Raw genomic sequence first — 15,014 nt, forward strand, 5'->3', positions numbered from 1 at the left:
CCCGCCCATGACGAACCCGGCCGAAAGGCTCGTCGACCTGCTCGACCTGGAGCAGATAGAAGTCAACATCTTCCGTGGTCGCAGTCCGCAGGAGTCCCTCCAGAGGGTCTTCGGCGGGCAGGTGGCCGGCCAGGCGCTGGTCGCCGCCGGACGCACGACGGACGGGGAGCGGCCGGTCCACTCGCTGCACGCGTACTTCCTGCGCCCGGGCCGGCCGGGTGTGCCGATCGTGTACCAGGTGGAGCGGGTACGGGACGGGCGGTCCTTCACCACCCGCCGGGTCACCGCCGTACAGCAGGGCCGGACGATCTTCAATCTGACCGCCTCCTTCCACAAGCCTGAACAAGGGAGCTTCGAGCACCAGATGCCGCCGGGGCGCGAGATCCCGGATCCGGAGTCCCTGCCGACGGTCGCGGACGAGATCCGGGAGCATCTGGGCGCACTGCCGGAGCAGTTGGAGCGCATGGCACGGCGGCAGCCGTTCGACATCCGGTACGTGGACCGGCTGCGCTGGAGCGCCGGGGACGTCAAGGAGGCCGAGCCGCGCAGCGCCGTGTGGATGCGCGCGGTGGGACCTCTCGGTGACGACCCGCTCGTGCACACCTGCGCGCTGACCTACGCCAGCGACATGACCCTGCTCGACGCGGTGCGCATCCCGGTCGAGCCGCTGTGGGGGCCGCGCGGCTTCGACATGGCGTCGCTGGACCACGCCATGTGGTTCCACCGGCCGTTCCGTGCGGATGAGTGGTTCCTGTACGACCAGGAGTCGCCGATCGCGGTGGGCGGCCGGGGCCTTGCCCGGGGCCGCATCTACAACCTCGAGGGGCAACTGATCGTGTCCGTGGTGCAGGAGGGGCTGTTCCGCAAGGTGGGCTGACCTGCGGTTTCACCGATCATCGGTCGGCCCGCGTCGCGTCGTGCGACGCTCCGCGGGCCGGCCGTTGCGACGTTCTCGCCGAGAACGAAGCAGGGGCCGTGGTCCGAGGCGCACCCCACCGCGTCTCATCGCGTTTCGTTGCACCCCACAGCGATTGCGCCAACTAGCGTGCCAGCGAAGACGCATGGTCCAGTCCACGTTCTCGATCTTGGTTGAGGGCCGTGCGCAGTCCACCTTCGTTGGTTCATCGATCACCACGCGTAGTAGGGATGCCAGGATCCCGGGCCGTATGCTGCCCGTGGCCCAGATCGAGCTGGCAGAGCTTCTCCTCGGCACCACCCGAAGCGCGCACGTTCGCAGATTCCTGGAGGGGAGCGAGCGAGAACCCGCGCGCCGGTCATCCGATTTGGGAGCCCTGACGCGCGGGTTCTGCATGTTGATGGCGATTCTTGCATATGGGTCTGACCGCGTATCCGTGAAAGCTATGGTCGATCACCATCGGCTGGAGTCAGCGGCGCTATGCGGCGCAGTTCGAGCAGTCGGGCGAGCCAGTCCGTGCGGGTTCGGCGGGCTGTGGTCGAGATGTGTGCCTGCGGGTACAGGGCGTCGAAGCCGTGGAAGCCGCCCGCCCAGACGTGGAGTTCGGCCTGGCCGCCCGCCGCCCAGATGCGGGTGGCGTAGTCGGTGTCCTCATCGCGGAAGACCTCGGCGGAGCCGGTGTCGATGTAGGTGGTCGGCAGGCCCGAGAGGTCCTCGGCCAACGCCGGCGAGACGTATGGGCACACCTCGGCGTCGGTGAGGTCGCCGAGGACCGAGGCCCATCCGAACGCGTTCATCTCACCGGTCCAGACGCCGGGCACGCCGGAGTACTGGCGGCTGGAGGTGGTGGTGTTCCGGTGGTCGAGCATGGGGCAGATCAGCATCTGCGCGGCGATCGCCGGGTTGCCGAGGTCGCGGGCCAGCAGGGTGACGCCGGCGGCGAGGCCACCTCCCGCGCTGGTGCCTGCGACGATGATCCGTGCGGGGTCGATGCCCAGTTCGGCGGCGTGTTCAGCGACCCAGAGCAATCCCCGGTAGCAGTCGTCGACCAGGACGGTGCCGGTGGCCTCCGGCGCGAGCCGGTAGTCAACGGAGACTACGACCGCGCCGAACTGGTCGAGCCACTCCAGCGGGATGTCGATCTGGGAGAAGCGGTCGCCCATGACCATCCCGCCGCCGTGGATCCAGTAGATGCAGGGTGCGGCGGTGGTGCGATCGGAGTTCGCGGGGCTCGCGGGGCTGAGGACCGACAGAGGGATCGGGGCACCGTCTTTGGCGGGCACGGTGAGCTCGCGCCGGTCGACCTGTCGGTGTTCGAGGAGGGGTTCGATGGGTGGCGAGGGGAGTTGGCGCAGTTGCGCGAGGACTTCCGGGTTGAGCCGGGACATGAGGGGCATGTCGGCTAGGAGCTCACGCAGTTCGGGGTCCAGGGCGGGTCGTGCCGTGGTCATGGTTGTTGCCTTTCGTGGGTGGTGCCGGACCGTCGGGCGATGAGGGTGGCGCCTCGGCGGGCGCCGCGGCGGCAGGCCGGGGGGATTGATCGGGGCTTTAGAAGGCGGCCTTGCCGCGGACCGGGACGTAGTCGGTGTACTCGGGCTCCTTGGCCAGCAGCGGGTCGATCTGCGCCACGATGGATTGGGCGGCCGCACCGGCGAAGATCCGGTGATGGTCGTCCTCGCTGGTCCATCCCTCGGTGACGTGGACGATGTCGGGATCGGACGCGGAGCGGGAGACCAGGTAGACGACGCAGTGTTCGCTCGCGCCGGGGCTGCCCTGGTTCAGGCCGGTCAGCAGCAGGTCGACAAGCCGGTCGCCCAGGCCGGGCCTGGCGGTCAGGGTGGCGCTGAAGCCATAGTTGGCGATCATGGTTGCTCTCTCGGTCAGTGGTGGAGTGCGGTGATTCCATTCAATCCACCTGACCTGCGGAAACGTTAGAACGATGCTCGCCCGCACTTGCATGATCCTCGCGAGTGCGGGAGCTATGGCCCGAGGCGGTGCTGCAATGGACGCATGCACCTCGAAGAGCTCCGCATCCTGCTGGCCCGGCACGCCGGGCCCGACTGGACCACCGCCATCGACGGCGTCCTCGTCTCGAAGGTCGACCGCCCGGACCCCCCGGCCCCGTCCATGTCCGGCATGGTGCTGGCGGTCATCGCTCAGGGCGCCAAACGACTCGCTCTCGGCGACCGGGTCTACGAGTACGGTCCCGGGCAGTACCTGGTCGCATCCGTCGACCTGCCCGTCACCGGACAGTTCACCCAGGCCGAGCCCGAACAGCCGGCGCTCGGCTTCGGGCTCACGCTGGAACCGTCCGCCGTCGCCGAGTTGCTCCTCCAGGCCGGCCCCGGAGACGCCCCCCACGCCGGCGGGGGCACGCCCTCGGCAATCGCCGTCAGTGACGCCCCGCCTGCGCTGCTCGACGCGGTGGTCCGGCTGCTGCGGCTGCTCGACGAGCCCCGCGACCGGGTCGTACTGGCCCCGCTGGTCAAACGCGAGATCCTGTGGCGCCTGATCACCAGTGAGCAGGGGGCGACGGTCCGCCAGCTCGGCCTCGCCGACAGCAGCCTCAGTCATGTCTCCCGGGCCGTGCGCTGGATCCGCGAGAACTACGCGCAGCCCTTCCGAGTCGAGGACGTGGCCCGGATGTCCGGCATGAGCGCCTCCGCCTTCTACCGCAACTTCCAGGCCGTGACCGCGATGAGCCCCATCCAGTTCCAGAAGCAGATCCGGCTCCAGGAAGCCCGGCTACTGCTCGCCACCCACCCGGGCGATGTCACCGGAGTCGGCCATCGCGTCGGCTACGACAACCCCTCCCAGTTCAGCCGGGAGTACCGCCGCCAGTTCGGCGCGCCGCCCAGCCGGGACGCCGCCCGCCTGCGCGATGCCGTGCGCGCCCCCGCCGGTGTCCTGCCCTGAGCGGGGATGCAACTGCGGAGGAGGATTATGCAAGGGTGTGCGAGGATAGTTCTGCTATTTCCGCAGGTCAGAGCGATTCAATGGGGTTGCCAGTTCTTCTGCGGAGCAGGAAAGTGCCTGTGCTCCGCGGATCCCATCACATCGCCGAGGGGCACAGCATGAAGACAGTTCTGATCACGGGTACGTCGTCCGGATACGGCCGGGCGACCGCCCTCCACTTCCACGCGCAGGGGTGGAACGTCATCGCCACGATGCGCACCCCCCGTGCGGGCGTCCTGCCCGAGTCGGACCGGCTTCGCGTCGTCGAACTCGACGTGACCAAGCCCGCGAGCATCACGGCCGCGCTCGAGGCGGCGGGGCCCATCGACGTCCTGGTCAACAATGCGGGCGTCCCCTCGATCAGTGTGTTCGAGGGCACCCCCATGGCCCAGGTACGGGAAGTGTTCGAGACCAACACCTTCGGTGTGATGGCGACCACGCAGGCGGTGCTGCCCCAGTTCCGCGAGCGCGGCTCCGGCGTGGTGGTCAACGTGACCTCCAGCGTGGTGCTGGGCCACATGCCGCTCTCAGCCGTCTACAAGGCGAGCAAGATGGCCATCGAGGGGTTCACCTCGTCCCTCGCGCTCGAACTCGCGCCGTTCGGTGTGCAGGCGAAGACGGTCGAGCCGGGCGCCTGCCTGACGACGAACTTCGCCACCAGGGCGACGAACGGCGCCTCACTGGACGAGCTGGTCCCGGCGCCCTACGCACCGTGGGCGAAGAAGGCCATGGACTCCTTCACAGGCCAGGACCTGTTCACCGAGGAGACCGATGTCGCCGAGGCGGTGTGGCGAGCCGTGCACGACACGACCGGCCAGCTGCGATTCCCGGCCGGTCCCGACGCGGTCTGGCTCGCCCAGGCGAAGTGACCAACCAGCAGGCAAGGTGACGTGTACTGACGCCAGAAACCGGCCCCGCGCACACACGCGCGGGGCCGGGCCGCCGTTCCATGTGACGCCTACCGAGGTAGCTTGGCTGTTCGCTCCGGGTGGGCGGCGCCGACATAGCGCATGGCGGTCTGCTCGGTGATGCCGAACAGCCGCATCAGCTTGAGGGGGTCAGCGCTCTCGAATGCCTCGTTGAGGATCCGGTCCTGGCGCAGGCCGCCGAGGGTCAGGCCCTTAGGGAGGGCCGCGCGTAGCGTGCCGATATTGACGGCCGGGTGGTCCGGATCGACAGCGGTCTTCTGGCTGACCAGCAGGTGGGGGTTGGCCGAGGCGGGCCACCGCAGGTGGCGTTAGGCCGTCCAGTCGGCGGCGAGTTGGCGGGTGAGCTCCTCCATGTAGAGGGTGTGCCGCAGCAGGCCGCGTCGTACTTCGAGGGTGCCACGGGAGAGGTTGAGGTCCGTCGTGTGCAGGGTTCGGATCTCGTGTCCGGGCAGTGCGTGGATAGAGGCCAAGGCGACCACGAGGCGGCCGAGCGGCGTCGACGCATAGTCGAGTAGCCCCATCAGGAGGTCGGGGGGACCGGGACTTCGGGATCCCCTTGGGGTCACCGACCGGGAGGTCCCGGGCGGGGTTGCGAAAGATTACTCGTTCGCGTTTGAGCGCGCGGAACAGGCTTCGCAGGGCTGTGGCCAGCCCTCGGCGGGCGTAGCCGGACAAGCCGTCCACGGCGTTCTCGACGTGGTCCTTCGTGATCTGCCTCAGTGATTTCACGTCGGCCGTCGTGGTCCACGCGGTGAGGGTGGGCTGGAGCGTGGTGAGGTAGCGGCGGATGCCGTCGTACCCGCGGGGCTCGCCTTCGCGGCGGCCCTGCTCGCGCATGACTTTCACCCAGGTGCCCACCTCACTCGCGACCGTCTCCGGCAGGGCGGTGAGGGTCGACTCGATCCACGCCAGATTCGCGTCCCGACGCAGGTCGGGGTCCTCCACCAGCAGACCCCGGGCGCGCAGGAACTGGCAGACGGGCTTGGCAGCGAGGTTCACGTCGATCCGGGCGAGGTCGTGCACGTCGCGTTCGAACACGGCCGTCTCGGCGCCGAGCCAGTACAGGAGGATCGTGAGCGTGCGGGTGTTCTTCCGGTAGTCCGTCCGCTGCCCCGGTCGATGGCGGGTGAACTCCTCAAGAAGGCACTGGGCAGTCTCGGTCAGCGGCGGCTCGCCCGAAGGCATACTCCGCAGCCGGGCCAACACCGGGGCCCAGTCGCGCCGGCTGGTGAACAGCGCTTCCTGTCCGCGGCTCGTGTGCAGAGCGGGCCGTCGCTCGTCGTAGTCGGGCGCCTGGCCGTCGCCGACCGGGAACGCCTCGAACGGCCCGCCCTTGCCGGTCGGCGACCGAGCAATTCAGTGCGGCGCACATCTTGTCCAGGTCATCGAGGCGCACCGTCACCGGCGTACCGCTCCACAGCGCCGCCACCTTGCTCAGCGACGGGTTGAACCCGGCCTGCTGAAAGGCTGCCAGCACCTCGGTCGGCCGCCACAGGTCCCGCTGGGCGGCCACCATCCGCGGATTCCACTTCACCGAAGGTTCCCCTTGTCCACCACCAGTCGCTGGGCCGCCCGGGAGCTGGCCGCCAGATTCGCGAGCTCTGGGTCAGCGTGAGCGGTCGCCATGTACCGAAGAGTCGTCGTCGCCCAGTCGCGCCCGAGAACCTTCTGGATCTCCCAAAGTGTCATCCAACGCTCGTAGTTGTGGGTCGCGCAGGCGTGCCGTAGCAGGTGCGGAAACAGATCGGTGACCGGACCCGTGAGGGAGTGCGAGGCCGCAGTGTGCAACGCCTTTCGGAACGTGGAGCGCACGATCGCCGGCGCGATCGGAACGTTCAGGTCGGCGATCTCCTTCGGCTTGCGCTCTGAGGGCCACAGCGGCGCCCGCGGATGCTCGGCGTCGTCCCCGAACTCGCCCCGGATCTCCTCGATGTACCACCACAGCAGGGCACGGCCCTCCTGGAAGAGGTACGCCTCCCGCGGGCGAGGGCCGGAGCCGTGGGCGCCCTTACCGAGGACGACGAACCGGCCCCACCGGCCGTGCTCCCAGTGGATGTCGCCGAGGCAGACTCCGCACAGTTCTGCCGCCCGCACTCCCGACAGGTAGGCGATCTTCGTCATCACGTAGTCGCGGCAGGCGACCGCGTACTTCCGTGCGTTCGGCAACTCCTCGCGCCAGCGGGCGAAGAAGTCCTTCATCGCAGTCCGGGACGGCGGGATGCGTAGCCCGAAGTCCCCTCGGTGGCGCGGCCGGTTGAACGGGTCGATCGGAGACTCGACGGTGGCTCCGAAGCGGCGCATGATCTCACCCGCGTACCGTTGCTCGAGGAAGACGAAGTACGCGTCGATCTTGTTGATCTTTCCGCGCAGTGTCGACTGTGCCCGCTTGCCGGGGCCCGCGAAGTACTTGTCGACCTCCCGGGGTGTCAGCTGCCAGGGGACCGTACCGTAGTACTCACAGACTTCGATCACCGGCTTGATCAGCCCGTCGAGCGTCGTCGGCGCCAGGCCAGCCGCGTCGCGCGCCCACTGGTACTCCGAGAGCGTGTCGAGGAAGAAGCTCTCCTCGTCGTCCGCGGACATGCGGGCTTGGCGGCGCCGCTGGAGCGTGACGACGTCCGCGAGTCCGGTCTCGACCGACACCGAAGCCGGGTTCACCGGCACGGCCGACTCCGGCACGGGACGCACGAGAGTTACTGCGGAGATCTCACATCGGAGGTTGAGGCGGGAGAATGTGGTGGTCTACCTGCTGAGATGCGGCTTTGTGGTCGTCGATCGTCCGACGGAAACCCGCGCGTACTCCACTAAGACTGACTTGGATATACCTTCCACCTCACCGAGTCGGCCTCCTGTGGGACGCCCCCAACCAGAGTGACGCGGTGACGTCCACCGTCTGGCCGTCGTCCAGGATCACGGGGGAGACTCCACTGGAGCCGCGCGGCCACCGTTCAGCGTGAGTAGGGGTATGCGACCACCACCACAGAATGTGCCGGGGCGCGGTGTGGACGAGCGTGATTTTGACGCCTTCTACACCGCGAGCGTCGGCCGGCTCGTCGGCCAGTTGTACGCGATGACAGGTGACCTGGCTGAGTCTCAGGACGTGGTGCAGGAGGCATTCGCCCGGGCCTGGGAACGCTGGTCCGAGTTGGACCTGAACGGTGCCCCCGAAGCGTGGGTGCGCACGGTGGCCTGGCGGCTGGCGGTCAGTCGGTGGCGGCGGGCGCGCACCGCGCTGGCCTTCGCCCGGCGGCAGGGTCCGCCCGCCGCCGTACCGCCGCCGGAACCGCACCACGTGCTGCTGGTCCAGGCACTGCGGCGGATCCCCGAGGCGCAGCGGCGGGCGGTGGTGTTGCATCATCTGTGTGACCTGACGGTGGAGCAGGTGGCTGCTGAGACCGGTTGCCCCGTCGGCACGGTCAAGGCGCACCTGCACCGCGGACGGGCCGCGCTGGCACGTCTGCTGGCCGATACGGACCTCGATGTGCGGACGACCCGGCTGCCGGAGGTGAGGCATGGTTGACAGGACAGAACTGGAGCGGAACCTGGCCGGACTCGCAGAGTCGGGCCGGCAGCAGGTGATGCCGCTTGCCGCGCACCGGGTGCGGGCCCGTGGTGAGCAGCGCATGCGCCGCCGACGGGCAGCCGTGGCGTTCGGCGGGGCGCTGCTGGCCGTCGCTGTGGTGGTGGGCGGTCTGTCGCTGGTCCGAGTCGGCCGGGTGTCGGAGCCGGCCGCGATCGCGCCGGCGCCGACCGTTTCAGGCTTCGTGCCGCCGTCGCCCGCACCGGGCGAGGAGTACGCCAGTGAACTGGGCTACGTGTACGGCGCGGTGGCGGAGGGCGACATGGTGCGGGTCACCGTCGAGCAGCTCCGTACCGTCCGGGGGACCACGGTGCCCACGGGTGTGGTGCACACGCTGACCCTGCCGCAGGGGACGCTGGTGGAAGCCCGGCAACTCTCCGGCGGGTCCCCTGCGGATATGCAGCTGGACCAGTTGGTGAGCCGGCTGGCTGCCGGGCCGCGGTGGATGTTCGCGATCGACTACAACAGCGAGGGCCGGGTGGAGTCCTTGCGGGAGACCGACTGAGGCCGCCGCCGCATTCACGGCATCGAAGTGCAACCCAGAGGCGGCCCAGAGCGTAGAGCTCATGTATCCCGACTGCATCTGATCCGATGGGACCTTGCCGTGCTCACTTCTCGCCGCCGAACCAGTGCCCTTTCCCTGACCTCTCTCGCCCTGACCGCTCTCGCCCTGACCGCATGCACCGGCAAGGGAGGCGACGGGCAGGCGGACGTCGCTGCCCCGGCAACACCGGTGACGGCTTCAGCGTCGGCGTCCGGACAGGCCGCCGCGACGACCCCGCCCACCGCGACGGTCCCGGCTACTACGACGACCCCGCCCACCGCGACGACCGCGCCCACCGCGCCCAGCGGCGACACCGCCTCGGCCGGCACGACACGCTGGGCCGGTACCAAGCAGTTCATGCAGATACGTGAGGGCTGGATCAGCGGCGGGCGGACCTACCTGTCAGTGCGGACGGCCCGGAAGGTGGCCGTCACAGACCCGCACGAGGCGTGGCTGATCGTCCCCGGTGAAGGGCCCTACACCACAGTGCTCATGGCCACAGACGCCCGGGTGCTGCTGTCGGTCCCGCTGGGCGACAGCTCCCACCCCTACCCCTACTCCCAGACCGAGTTCGTCAACCGGCTGATGGCCGAGCCGAGCTCCTCCCGCTCGGGGCTGGGGTACGACCTCAGCTTCGACGGGAAGGGCCGGGTGACCAGGTTGCAGTCGCTGTACACCTCGTAGGGGATGGCCGAGCGCGTCCATGAGGGAGGCCGGCTGCTCGCCGGTCAGCCATGCCCGGTTCGATACAAAACCTCGTTCCTCGTGTCCGCCAAGGCCCCCTCCTCGTCCACCGACCCGCCGAACCTGATGCGGCACCGGGAAGAGGGGGCCGGGCCCTTGACGGACACGGCCCCGCCACCCGACGGAGCCTCAGTCCGCCCAGACCTCGGCATCGTCGGCCGGGACGGAGGTGGCCAGGCCCAGTTCCTTGCGGGCGGCGACCGACTTGTTCGGGTCGATGTCGGTGAACGCCGGGCTGTAGGCGATGTAGAACGCGTCGGCGTCGGCGGCGTTCGCGGCCTTCTTCCAGTTCCCGGCCGCCTTCGTCAGCGTCGCGCGGAGCTTGCCGACCTCGGTGCCCTCGATGCCGCCCAGGCCCTTGACGTGTGCGTCGAGGGCGGCCGCGACGGCCTTGGCCTGCACCTTGTAGCCGACCAGGTCGTCCTCGACGGTGTCCTTCTCGGGCTGGTTCGCCCACAGGGCCTCATAGACCGCGTTCGAACCCTTGAGGTACGTGGTCTGCTCGGGCTTGAGGGACTTCGCGGTGTCCAGCGAGCCGCTGAACGTGCCCTTCTCCGCGGTGTAGGTGCAGCTCACCGCGCGGTCACCCGTCGCCCAGCTCTCCTTGGTCGGGGTGTAGTAGAAGAGGGCGACGCCCTTGGGGAGCGCCCAGGTGTCCGGGGCGTACTTCTGCGCCTCGACCGGGCAGCGGTTGTCCGCGATCGTCGAGACCCCGTCGTCGCCGGGGTACTCCTTGCCCTTGTCGATCGCGAACTCGCCGACGACCTGGCCCTTGTGCGCCTCGCCGCAGGGCACGATCTCGACGGCGTACGCCGTCCCCTCGGCCTTGCCTGTCGGGTTGTAGCAGTCACCGATGTCCAGCGAGAACACCGAGCGCTGGCGAGCCGCCTTCTTCGCGCCGTCCTTGACGCTGTCGACGGCGTCGGAGACGTCCGAGCATCCCACCGCGCCGATCGCGAGCAGGGCAGCGACGGCGGATATGCCGCGAAGGGAACGATGCGGGGCGCGGATTGCCATGACGTGCACATCCTCTTATGTGATCTTGAGGTCCGCGCGCATCGTATGCCATTCCTGTGGCCCGGTTGTGCGAGGCTCTCGCGGTTCCAGCGCACCAGGTCACCGGTGCGGTACACGCGGGAGCCGGGTGGCTCGAACGGGTCGGCGGTGAACTGCTCGGCGGTCAGCCCCGGACGGTCGTGGTAGCCGCGGGCCAACTGCGCACCCGCGATGTACAGTTCGCCGCCGCCTCCGTCCCGCACCGGCCGCAGGGCCGCGTCCAGCACGTCGGCCGGACCGCGGCCGAGCTCCGGTACGAGAGTGACGCCGACGCGAACGAGGTGGCCCAGCACCTCCTCGACTCCTACGAGAACGGGCTTCTCGAGGACGCACCGCCTTGGGCCGAGGGCGTCTTGCGAGCCGGAGCGGAGAACGCCGTGAGGGAGGAGGACATCTGCCGTGCCTCCGCCCTGCTCGAGCTGGCGCACGACCTGTGTGCCGACGCGCAGAAGCAAGTGGCCATCAAGCTTCGGCTGTCCACCATCCTGTGGCGCGTCGACCCGGGGCTGTCCGAGCGGTACCTCTGCGAAGCGACGGAAGCGGTACGCGCCCATCCGGTGCCGGCCGCGCAGATCCTGCCCCTGCTCCACCTGCTCACGGCACAGGGACGCATCGCCGACGCCGCAGAGATGCGGAAACGGCTCTCCACGGCCGGCCTCGGGTCCGGGCATGCGCGCACCGCGTGGGGCGCCTCTCCCGAGCCCACGGCGGGCGCTCCGCTCGTACCGCGGTCCGACCACTCCACGCAACTCGACGAGCTGGGCGAGGCACACTCCTATGTGTCCTTCGACGCCAACACCATGGACCTCGAGCGATTTCTGCAGGCAACCACGCTGACGCCCGCGACGATCCCGCCGATCGTGCAGGCGCTCATCGCCCTGACCTGCTCGGAGAAGGCAGCCCGGAGTGTGCACTGGTGCCGGGTGTTCCTGGACCAGTCGCTGCGCCTGCAAGCTCCGGGCTGGCAAGCGCTGTTCTCGGCGATGAAGGCGCAGGGACTGCTGCGGCTGGGAGACCTCGAAGGTGCCGAGGAGCATGCACTCGATGCTCTGGAGGGGCTGCCCGATCCACGGCGGAGCCATTTCGCCTACGCGCCCGTCGCCACGCTGCTGCGCGCCCGAACCGAGATGGGCAAGCACGTGGAGGCGGCGGCGATCGTGGACCAGCCGGTCCCGGACTCCCTGCATCTGTCGGTCCACGGACTCGCGTACTTCCGGGCTCGGGCCCGAGACCTGTTCCGCGCGGTGCAGGCGGACGGGCGCGCTCTCGCCGCATCGGTCCGTCGGACGGTCAGGGGCCGGCGGGCGCGACTCAGGTGGCTCTGCGGAAGAGCCTGCCGAGCAGGCCGCGTGCCGGCCGGGAGATTTCGACGGGACGGCGCCGTTCGCAATGCTCGGCCGCGGGCGGACACCGGTGCCGTGCCGAGCGCGGGTGTGCGTCCGTGTCCCGATGTGCGTCCCGATGTCGGTGGGTGTCCGGATGCCGGTGCATGTCCGGATGCCGGTGTGAGTCGTCGTGGTGCGGATGCGGGTCGGGGTGTCGTGAGGCCGGGCGTGGCGCGGCCCGCTGGATGCGTGCCTCCCGCACCGCCCGCTCCAGGTCTGCTCGGAGCAGGCCGATCTCGTCGGGGTCCTGCGCCGTCGTGATCCGCTCGGTCAGGTGGGCGGCCGGCGAACCGGGAGTGCCATGGGCGGGTGGTGGAGGCCGGAAGCGGCTCAGATGGGAACGCTCGTAGGGGTCGGTGACGATCTCGGAGATCTGGATCAGGTCGAGCAACGAGGCCAGGGCGCCCGCCCGCTCCCACGGATCACCGGCCTGACCCAGCAGGAAGCCCAGGTGCCGTCCGCGCCAGTTGCGGGGGCGCAGGTCCAGGCCGGTGTCCAACTGGCCCCGCAGCCTTTCCGGCAGGGGTCGACTCAGCAGCGGGGCGTTCTTCGCGTCGCCGGCGAACTCGCACAGTTCGTCGGCCAGGTACCGCCAGACCACGGCCCGGTAGCGGTTGAGGTGGAAGGCCACCGGAACCAGGAGGCCCAGCCTGGCCAGACGGGTGAACCGGGCGACGGTCACCTCCATGATCGCCGAGCCCTCCCTGGTCCCCACGGTCGCCACCCTCTTGCGCAGCGCCTCCGGAAAGTCCTCCTCCCCACGCAGCCGTTCGACCTCGGAGCGGTCGACCTGCCGGCTGTTTCCTCCCTCAGCGACACGGGTGCGGATGTGGCCGAGGTGCACGGCCAAGTCGAACTCGCCGCGTTTGAGGCCCAGTTCGCGAGCCGCCCGGCTCTGTGAGAAAGGTGCTCGGCCCATGGTGGCAGCCGTCGGAACAGTTGACGTGACCTCATGCGTGACGGTGTTGCCGGACATACTGGTCTCCCCCGTGGAGTGTCGGGATCGCGCCGTTTGCGATCACCTGCGAAAAACGGTAGCCGGTGACGGGATCGACGGCACGAGCCTGTGGATAACTCCGCGAGGGAACAGCGAAAGAGCAGGTCAGAGGTCTGGCGACGACGTCCGTTCAGGCCGGCGGGCGTCCACGACGTCGAGGTGCTCGCCGACCCGGTTGACGAGCAGGGTCATCTCGTAGGCGATCTGGCCGATGTCGACCTCCGCTCCGCTGAGGACGCACAGGCAGCTGCCCCCTCCTGCGGCGGTGACGAACAGCACCGCGTCGTCGAACTCGACCATCGTCTGGCGTACCCCGCCCGCCCCGAAGTGGCGTCCCGAGCCCTTGGCCAGGCTGTGCAGGCCGGACGAGACAGCCGCGAGATGTTCCGCGTCCTCGCGTCGCAGCCCCGTACTCGTCCCCGTCACCAGTCCGTCGGTGGACAGTACTAAGGCGTGGTGTACGTGCTCCACGCGTTGAGTCAGATCGTCGAGCAGCCAGCTCAATGTCTGGTTCTGCGCCATGATGCGGTCTCCCCGTGTGATCTCTTCCCCCCAGACCGGAGGATCTGCCGCCAGCCTTCCCCACCGCCACTGTCCCGGCAAGGAGGATGGGCGCCATGGCACAAAAGATGACCGATGAGGAATGGCGGGCTTTCGTCTCTTACGGCACCCGCACCGGCAAGCTGTCGACCGTACGGGCCGATGGGAGCCCTCATGTCGCGCCGATCTGGTTCCTGCTCGACGGCGACGACGTGGTGTTCAACACCGGCAAGGAGACCGTGAAGGGGCGAAATCTGGCCCGTGACGACCGGGTCGCCCTGTGCGTGGACGACGAACGGCCGCCGTTCACGTTCGTGGTGCTGCAGGGCCGCGCCCGGCTCTCGGAGGACCTCGACGAACTCCGGCAGTGGGCCACCCGCATCGGCAGCCGGTACATGGGCGAGGAGCGCGGCGAGGAGTTCGGAGCCCGCAACGGCGTGCCGGGCGAAGTCCTGGTCAGGGTCAGGGTCGACAAGGTGATGGCGATGAGGGATATCGCCGACTGACCGGACGGCGGCGGAGGGGCTCCCGCGGGTCGGGTCGTATGCGGCCGGTCGCCTTCGGCACGTGGAGTCGAGGAGCCGGGTGGTGCGATCCCGCGATCCGCCCGGTGCACTCGACCAGCCCGACGAGCATCCGCATCCCCGGGATCCGTCCGCCCCGGTGGGGGATCATGCGGAACATGAGCGACGACCACACACGTGTCCAGGAGTTCTTCACCGCCCGCGCCGCCGACTGGGACAACCGGTTCCCGGACGATGGTCCCGCCTATGCGGCCGCGGTCGCCGAGCTCGGCCTGCACGAGGGCGACCGCGTCCTCGACGCCGGCTGCGGCACGGGGCGCGCCATGCCCCCTCTGCGCGCGGCCGTGGGCGCTTCCGGCGTCGTCGTAGGCGCCGATCTGACGTGGGCCATGGTGGAGGCCGCCGTGAGGGCCGGGCGGGACAGGGAAGGACTGCTGCTACTCGCGGATGTGGGCGCGCTGCCACTCGTGTCGGGGTCTTTCGACGCCGTGTTCGCGGCGGGCCTCATCGCTCACCTGCCTCGCCCCGCGGAGAACCTTCGCGAGTTGCGGCGCGTTGTACGTCCCGGCGGCACGCTGGCGCTCTTCCATCCGATCGGCCGTGCGGCGCTCGCCGCGCGTCAGGGCCGGCGGATCACGCCGGACGACCTGCGTGCGGAACCCACCCTCCGCCCGCTCCTCGCCGGTTCGGGATGGCGCATGACCTCCTACGTCGACGAGGACGCCCGCTTCATGGCATTGGCCGTACGCGAGGACTGACCGCCGTCCGGCCTCACCGGCCCCACGGTCTCCGGGTGAGGAACCGCAGGTCCGAGTGTGCACGGGAGTCGTGACAACGGCCTTGC

The 15,014-nt window shown here is 69.4% G+C and carries 16 protein-coding genes and 1 pseudogene; 8 read left to right on the forward strand and 9 right to left on the reverse strand.

Annotation, left to right across the window (positions count from 1 at the left end):
* Nucleotides 1–7 precede the first annotated feature (7 nt).
* Nucleotides 8–877 (forward strand): acyl-CoA thioesterase domain-containing protein, encoded by an 870-nt coding sequence (locus tag ACIP4X_RS13055; RefSeq protein ID WP_391454813.1) that lies wholly within the window; start codon nucleotides 8–10, stop codon nucleotides 875–877.
* Between the two features lie 482 nt (nucleotides 878–1,359).
* Here ACIP4X_RS13055 and ACIP4X_RS13060 read toward each other — a convergent pair whose 3' ends face one another.
* On the reverse strand, nucleotides 1,360–2,367 hold the full coding sequence (locus ACIP4X_RS13060; protein WP_391454814.1) for an alpha/beta hydrolase fold domain-containing protein: 1,008 nt from the start codon (nucleotides 2,365–2,367) through the stop codon (nucleotides 1,360–1,362).
* Nucleotides 2,368–2,464: 97 nt separating this feature from the next.
* Nucleotides 2,465–2,782, reverse strand: a complete 318-nt coding sequence (locus ACIP4X_RS13065; RefSeq protein ID WP_358731382.1) for an antibiotic biosynthesis monooxygenase — start codon at nucleotides 2,780–2,782, stop codon at nucleotides 2,465–2,467.
* A 144-nt stretch (nucleotides 2,783–2,926) separates the two neighbouring features.
* Here ACIP4X_RS13065 and ACIP4X_RS13070 point away from each other — a divergent pair, with 144 nt between their 5' ends.
* Both ACIP4X_RS13070 and ACIP4X_RS13075 read left to right on the forward strand, forming a co-directional pair.
* Nucleotides 2,927–3,832 (forward strand): AraC family transcriptional regulator N-terminal domain-containing protein, encoded by a 906-nt coding sequence (locus ACIP4X_RS13070; RefSeq protein ID WP_391454815.1) that lies wholly within the window; start codon nucleotides 2,927–2,929, stop codon nucleotides 3,830–3,832.
* A 158-nt stretch (nucleotides 3,833–3,990) separates the two neighbouring features.
* Complete coding sequence (locus tag ACIP4X_RS13075; protein WP_391454816.1) at nucleotides 3,991–4,740, forward strand: SDR family NAD(P)-dependent oxidoreductase; 750 nt, start codon at nucleotides 3,991–3,993, stop codon at nucleotides 4,738–4,740.
* Between the two features lie 368 nt (nucleotides 4,741–5,108).
* On the opposite strand, the gene ACIP4X_RS13080 is transcribed toward ACIP4X_RS13075, so the two are convergent.
* From ACIP4X_RS13080 to ACIP4X_RS13090, 3 genes are all read right to left on the reverse strand, one after another.
* The gene (locus ACIP4X_RS13080; protein ID WP_401348208.1) at nucleotides 5,109–5,321 is read right to left on the reverse strand and encodes a hypothetical protein; all 213 of its coding nucleotides are present in this window, start codon (nucleotides 5,319–5,321) and stop codon (nucleotides 5,109–5,111) included.
* Between the two features lie 614 nt (nucleotides 5,322–5,935).
* On the reverse strand, nucleotides 5,936–6,316 hold the full coding sequence (locus ACIP4X_RS13085) for a helix-turn-helix domain-containing protein (RefSeq protein WP_401348521.1): 381 nt from the start codon (nucleotides 6,314–6,316) through the stop codon (nucleotides 5,936–5,938).
* Between the two features lie 14 nt (nucleotides 6,317–6,330).
* On the reverse strand, nucleotides 6,331–7,458 hold the full coding sequence (locus ACIP4X_RS13090; protein WP_391454915.1) for a tyrosine-type recombinase/integrase: 1,128 nt from the start codon (nucleotides 7,456–7,458) through the stop codon (nucleotides 6,331–6,333).
* Nucleotides 7,459–7,765: 307 nt separating this feature from the next.
* Here ACIP4X_RS13090 and ACIP4X_RS13095 point away from each other — a divergent pair, with 307 nt between their 5' ends.
* The 3 genes from ACIP4X_RS13095 to ACIP4X_RS13105 all read left to right on the forward strand — a co-directional run bounded on the left by ACIP4X_RS13095 (nucleotide 7,766) and on the right by ACIP4X_RS13105 (nucleotide 9,608).
* Entirely contained in the window at nucleotides 7,766–8,320 is a 555-nt protein-coding gene (locus ACIP4X_RS13095; protein ID WP_358731391.1) for a SigE family RNA polymerase sigma factor, read from the forward strand.
* Nucleotides 8,313–8,885: a hypothetical protein gene (locus tag ACIP4X_RS13100; protein ID WP_358731392.1), complete on the forward strand. Its 573-nt coding sequence runs from the start codon at nucleotides 8,313–8,315 to the stop codon at nucleotides 8,883–8,885. The genes ACIP4X_RS13095 and ACIP4X_RS13100 overlap by 8 nt, the downstream gene beginning before the upstream one ends.
* 99 nt (nucleotides 8,886–8,984) lie before the next feature.
* Nucleotides 8,985–9,608, forward strand: coding sequence for a hypothetical protein (locus ACIP4X_RS13105; RefSeq protein ID WP_401348212.1), 624 nt, complete (start codon nucleotides 8,985–8,987; stop codon nucleotides 9,606–9,608).
* A gap of 189 nt (nucleotides 9,609–9,797) precedes the next feature.
* On the opposite strand, the gene ACIP4X_RS13110 is transcribed toward ACIP4X_RS13105, so the two are convergent.
* The 4 genes and pseudogenes from ACIP4X_RS13110 to ACIP4X_RS13125 form a co-directional block, all read right to left on the reverse strand.
* On the reverse strand, nucleotides 9,798–10,685 hold the full coding sequence (locus ACIP4X_RS13110) for a septum formation family protein (RefSeq protein ID WP_358731395.1): 888 nt from the start codon (nucleotides 10,683–10,685) through the stop codon (nucleotides 9,798–9,800).
* Between the two features lie 77 nt (nucleotides 10,686–10,762).
* Nucleotides 10,763–10,957, reverse strand: a pseudogene (locus tag ACIP4X_RS13115) (hypothetical protein); the annotation flags it as partial.
* 1,078 nt (nucleotides 10,958–12,035) lie between these two features.
* Nucleotides 12,036–13,085, reverse strand: coding sequence for a DUF6397 family protein (locus ACIP4X_RS13120; protein ID WP_391454820.1), 1,050 nt, complete (start codon nucleotides 13,083–13,085; stop codon nucleotides 12,036–12,038).
* A gap of 126 nt (nucleotides 13,086–13,211) precedes the next feature.
* Complete coding sequence (locus ACIP4X_RS13125; RefSeq protein ID WP_358731399.1) at nucleotides 13,212–13,628, reverse strand: roadblock/LC7 domain-containing protein; 417 nt, start codon at nucleotides 13,626–13,628, stop codon at nucleotides 13,212–13,214.
* 95 nt (nucleotides 13,629–13,723) lie between these two features.
* On the opposite strand from ACIP4X_RS13125, the gene ACIP4X_RS13130 reads away from it, so the two are divergent.
* Both ACIP4X_RS13130 and ACIP4X_RS13135 read left to right on the forward strand, forming a co-directional pair.
* Nucleotides 13,724–14,152, forward strand: a complete 429-nt coding sequence (locus tag ACIP4X_RS13130; RefSeq protein WP_391454821.1) for a TIGR03618 family F420-dependent PPOX class oxidoreductase — start codon at nucleotides 13,724–13,726, stop codon at nucleotides 14,150–14,152.
* Between the two features lie 176 nt (nucleotides 14,153–14,328).
* A complete protein-coding gene (locus tag ACIP4X_RS13135; RefSeq protein ID WP_391454822.1) occupies nucleotides 14,329–14,928 on the forward strand; it encodes a methyltransferase domain-containing protein in 600 nt (199 codons plus the stop codon).
* Nucleotides 14,929–15,014: the final 86 nt, after the last annotated feature.

It is taken from the genome of Streptomyces sp. NPDC088817 (assembly GCF_044750345.1).
Taxonomy (GTDB): Bacteria; Actinomycetota; Actinomycetes; order Streptomycetales; family Streptomycetaceae; genus Streptomyces.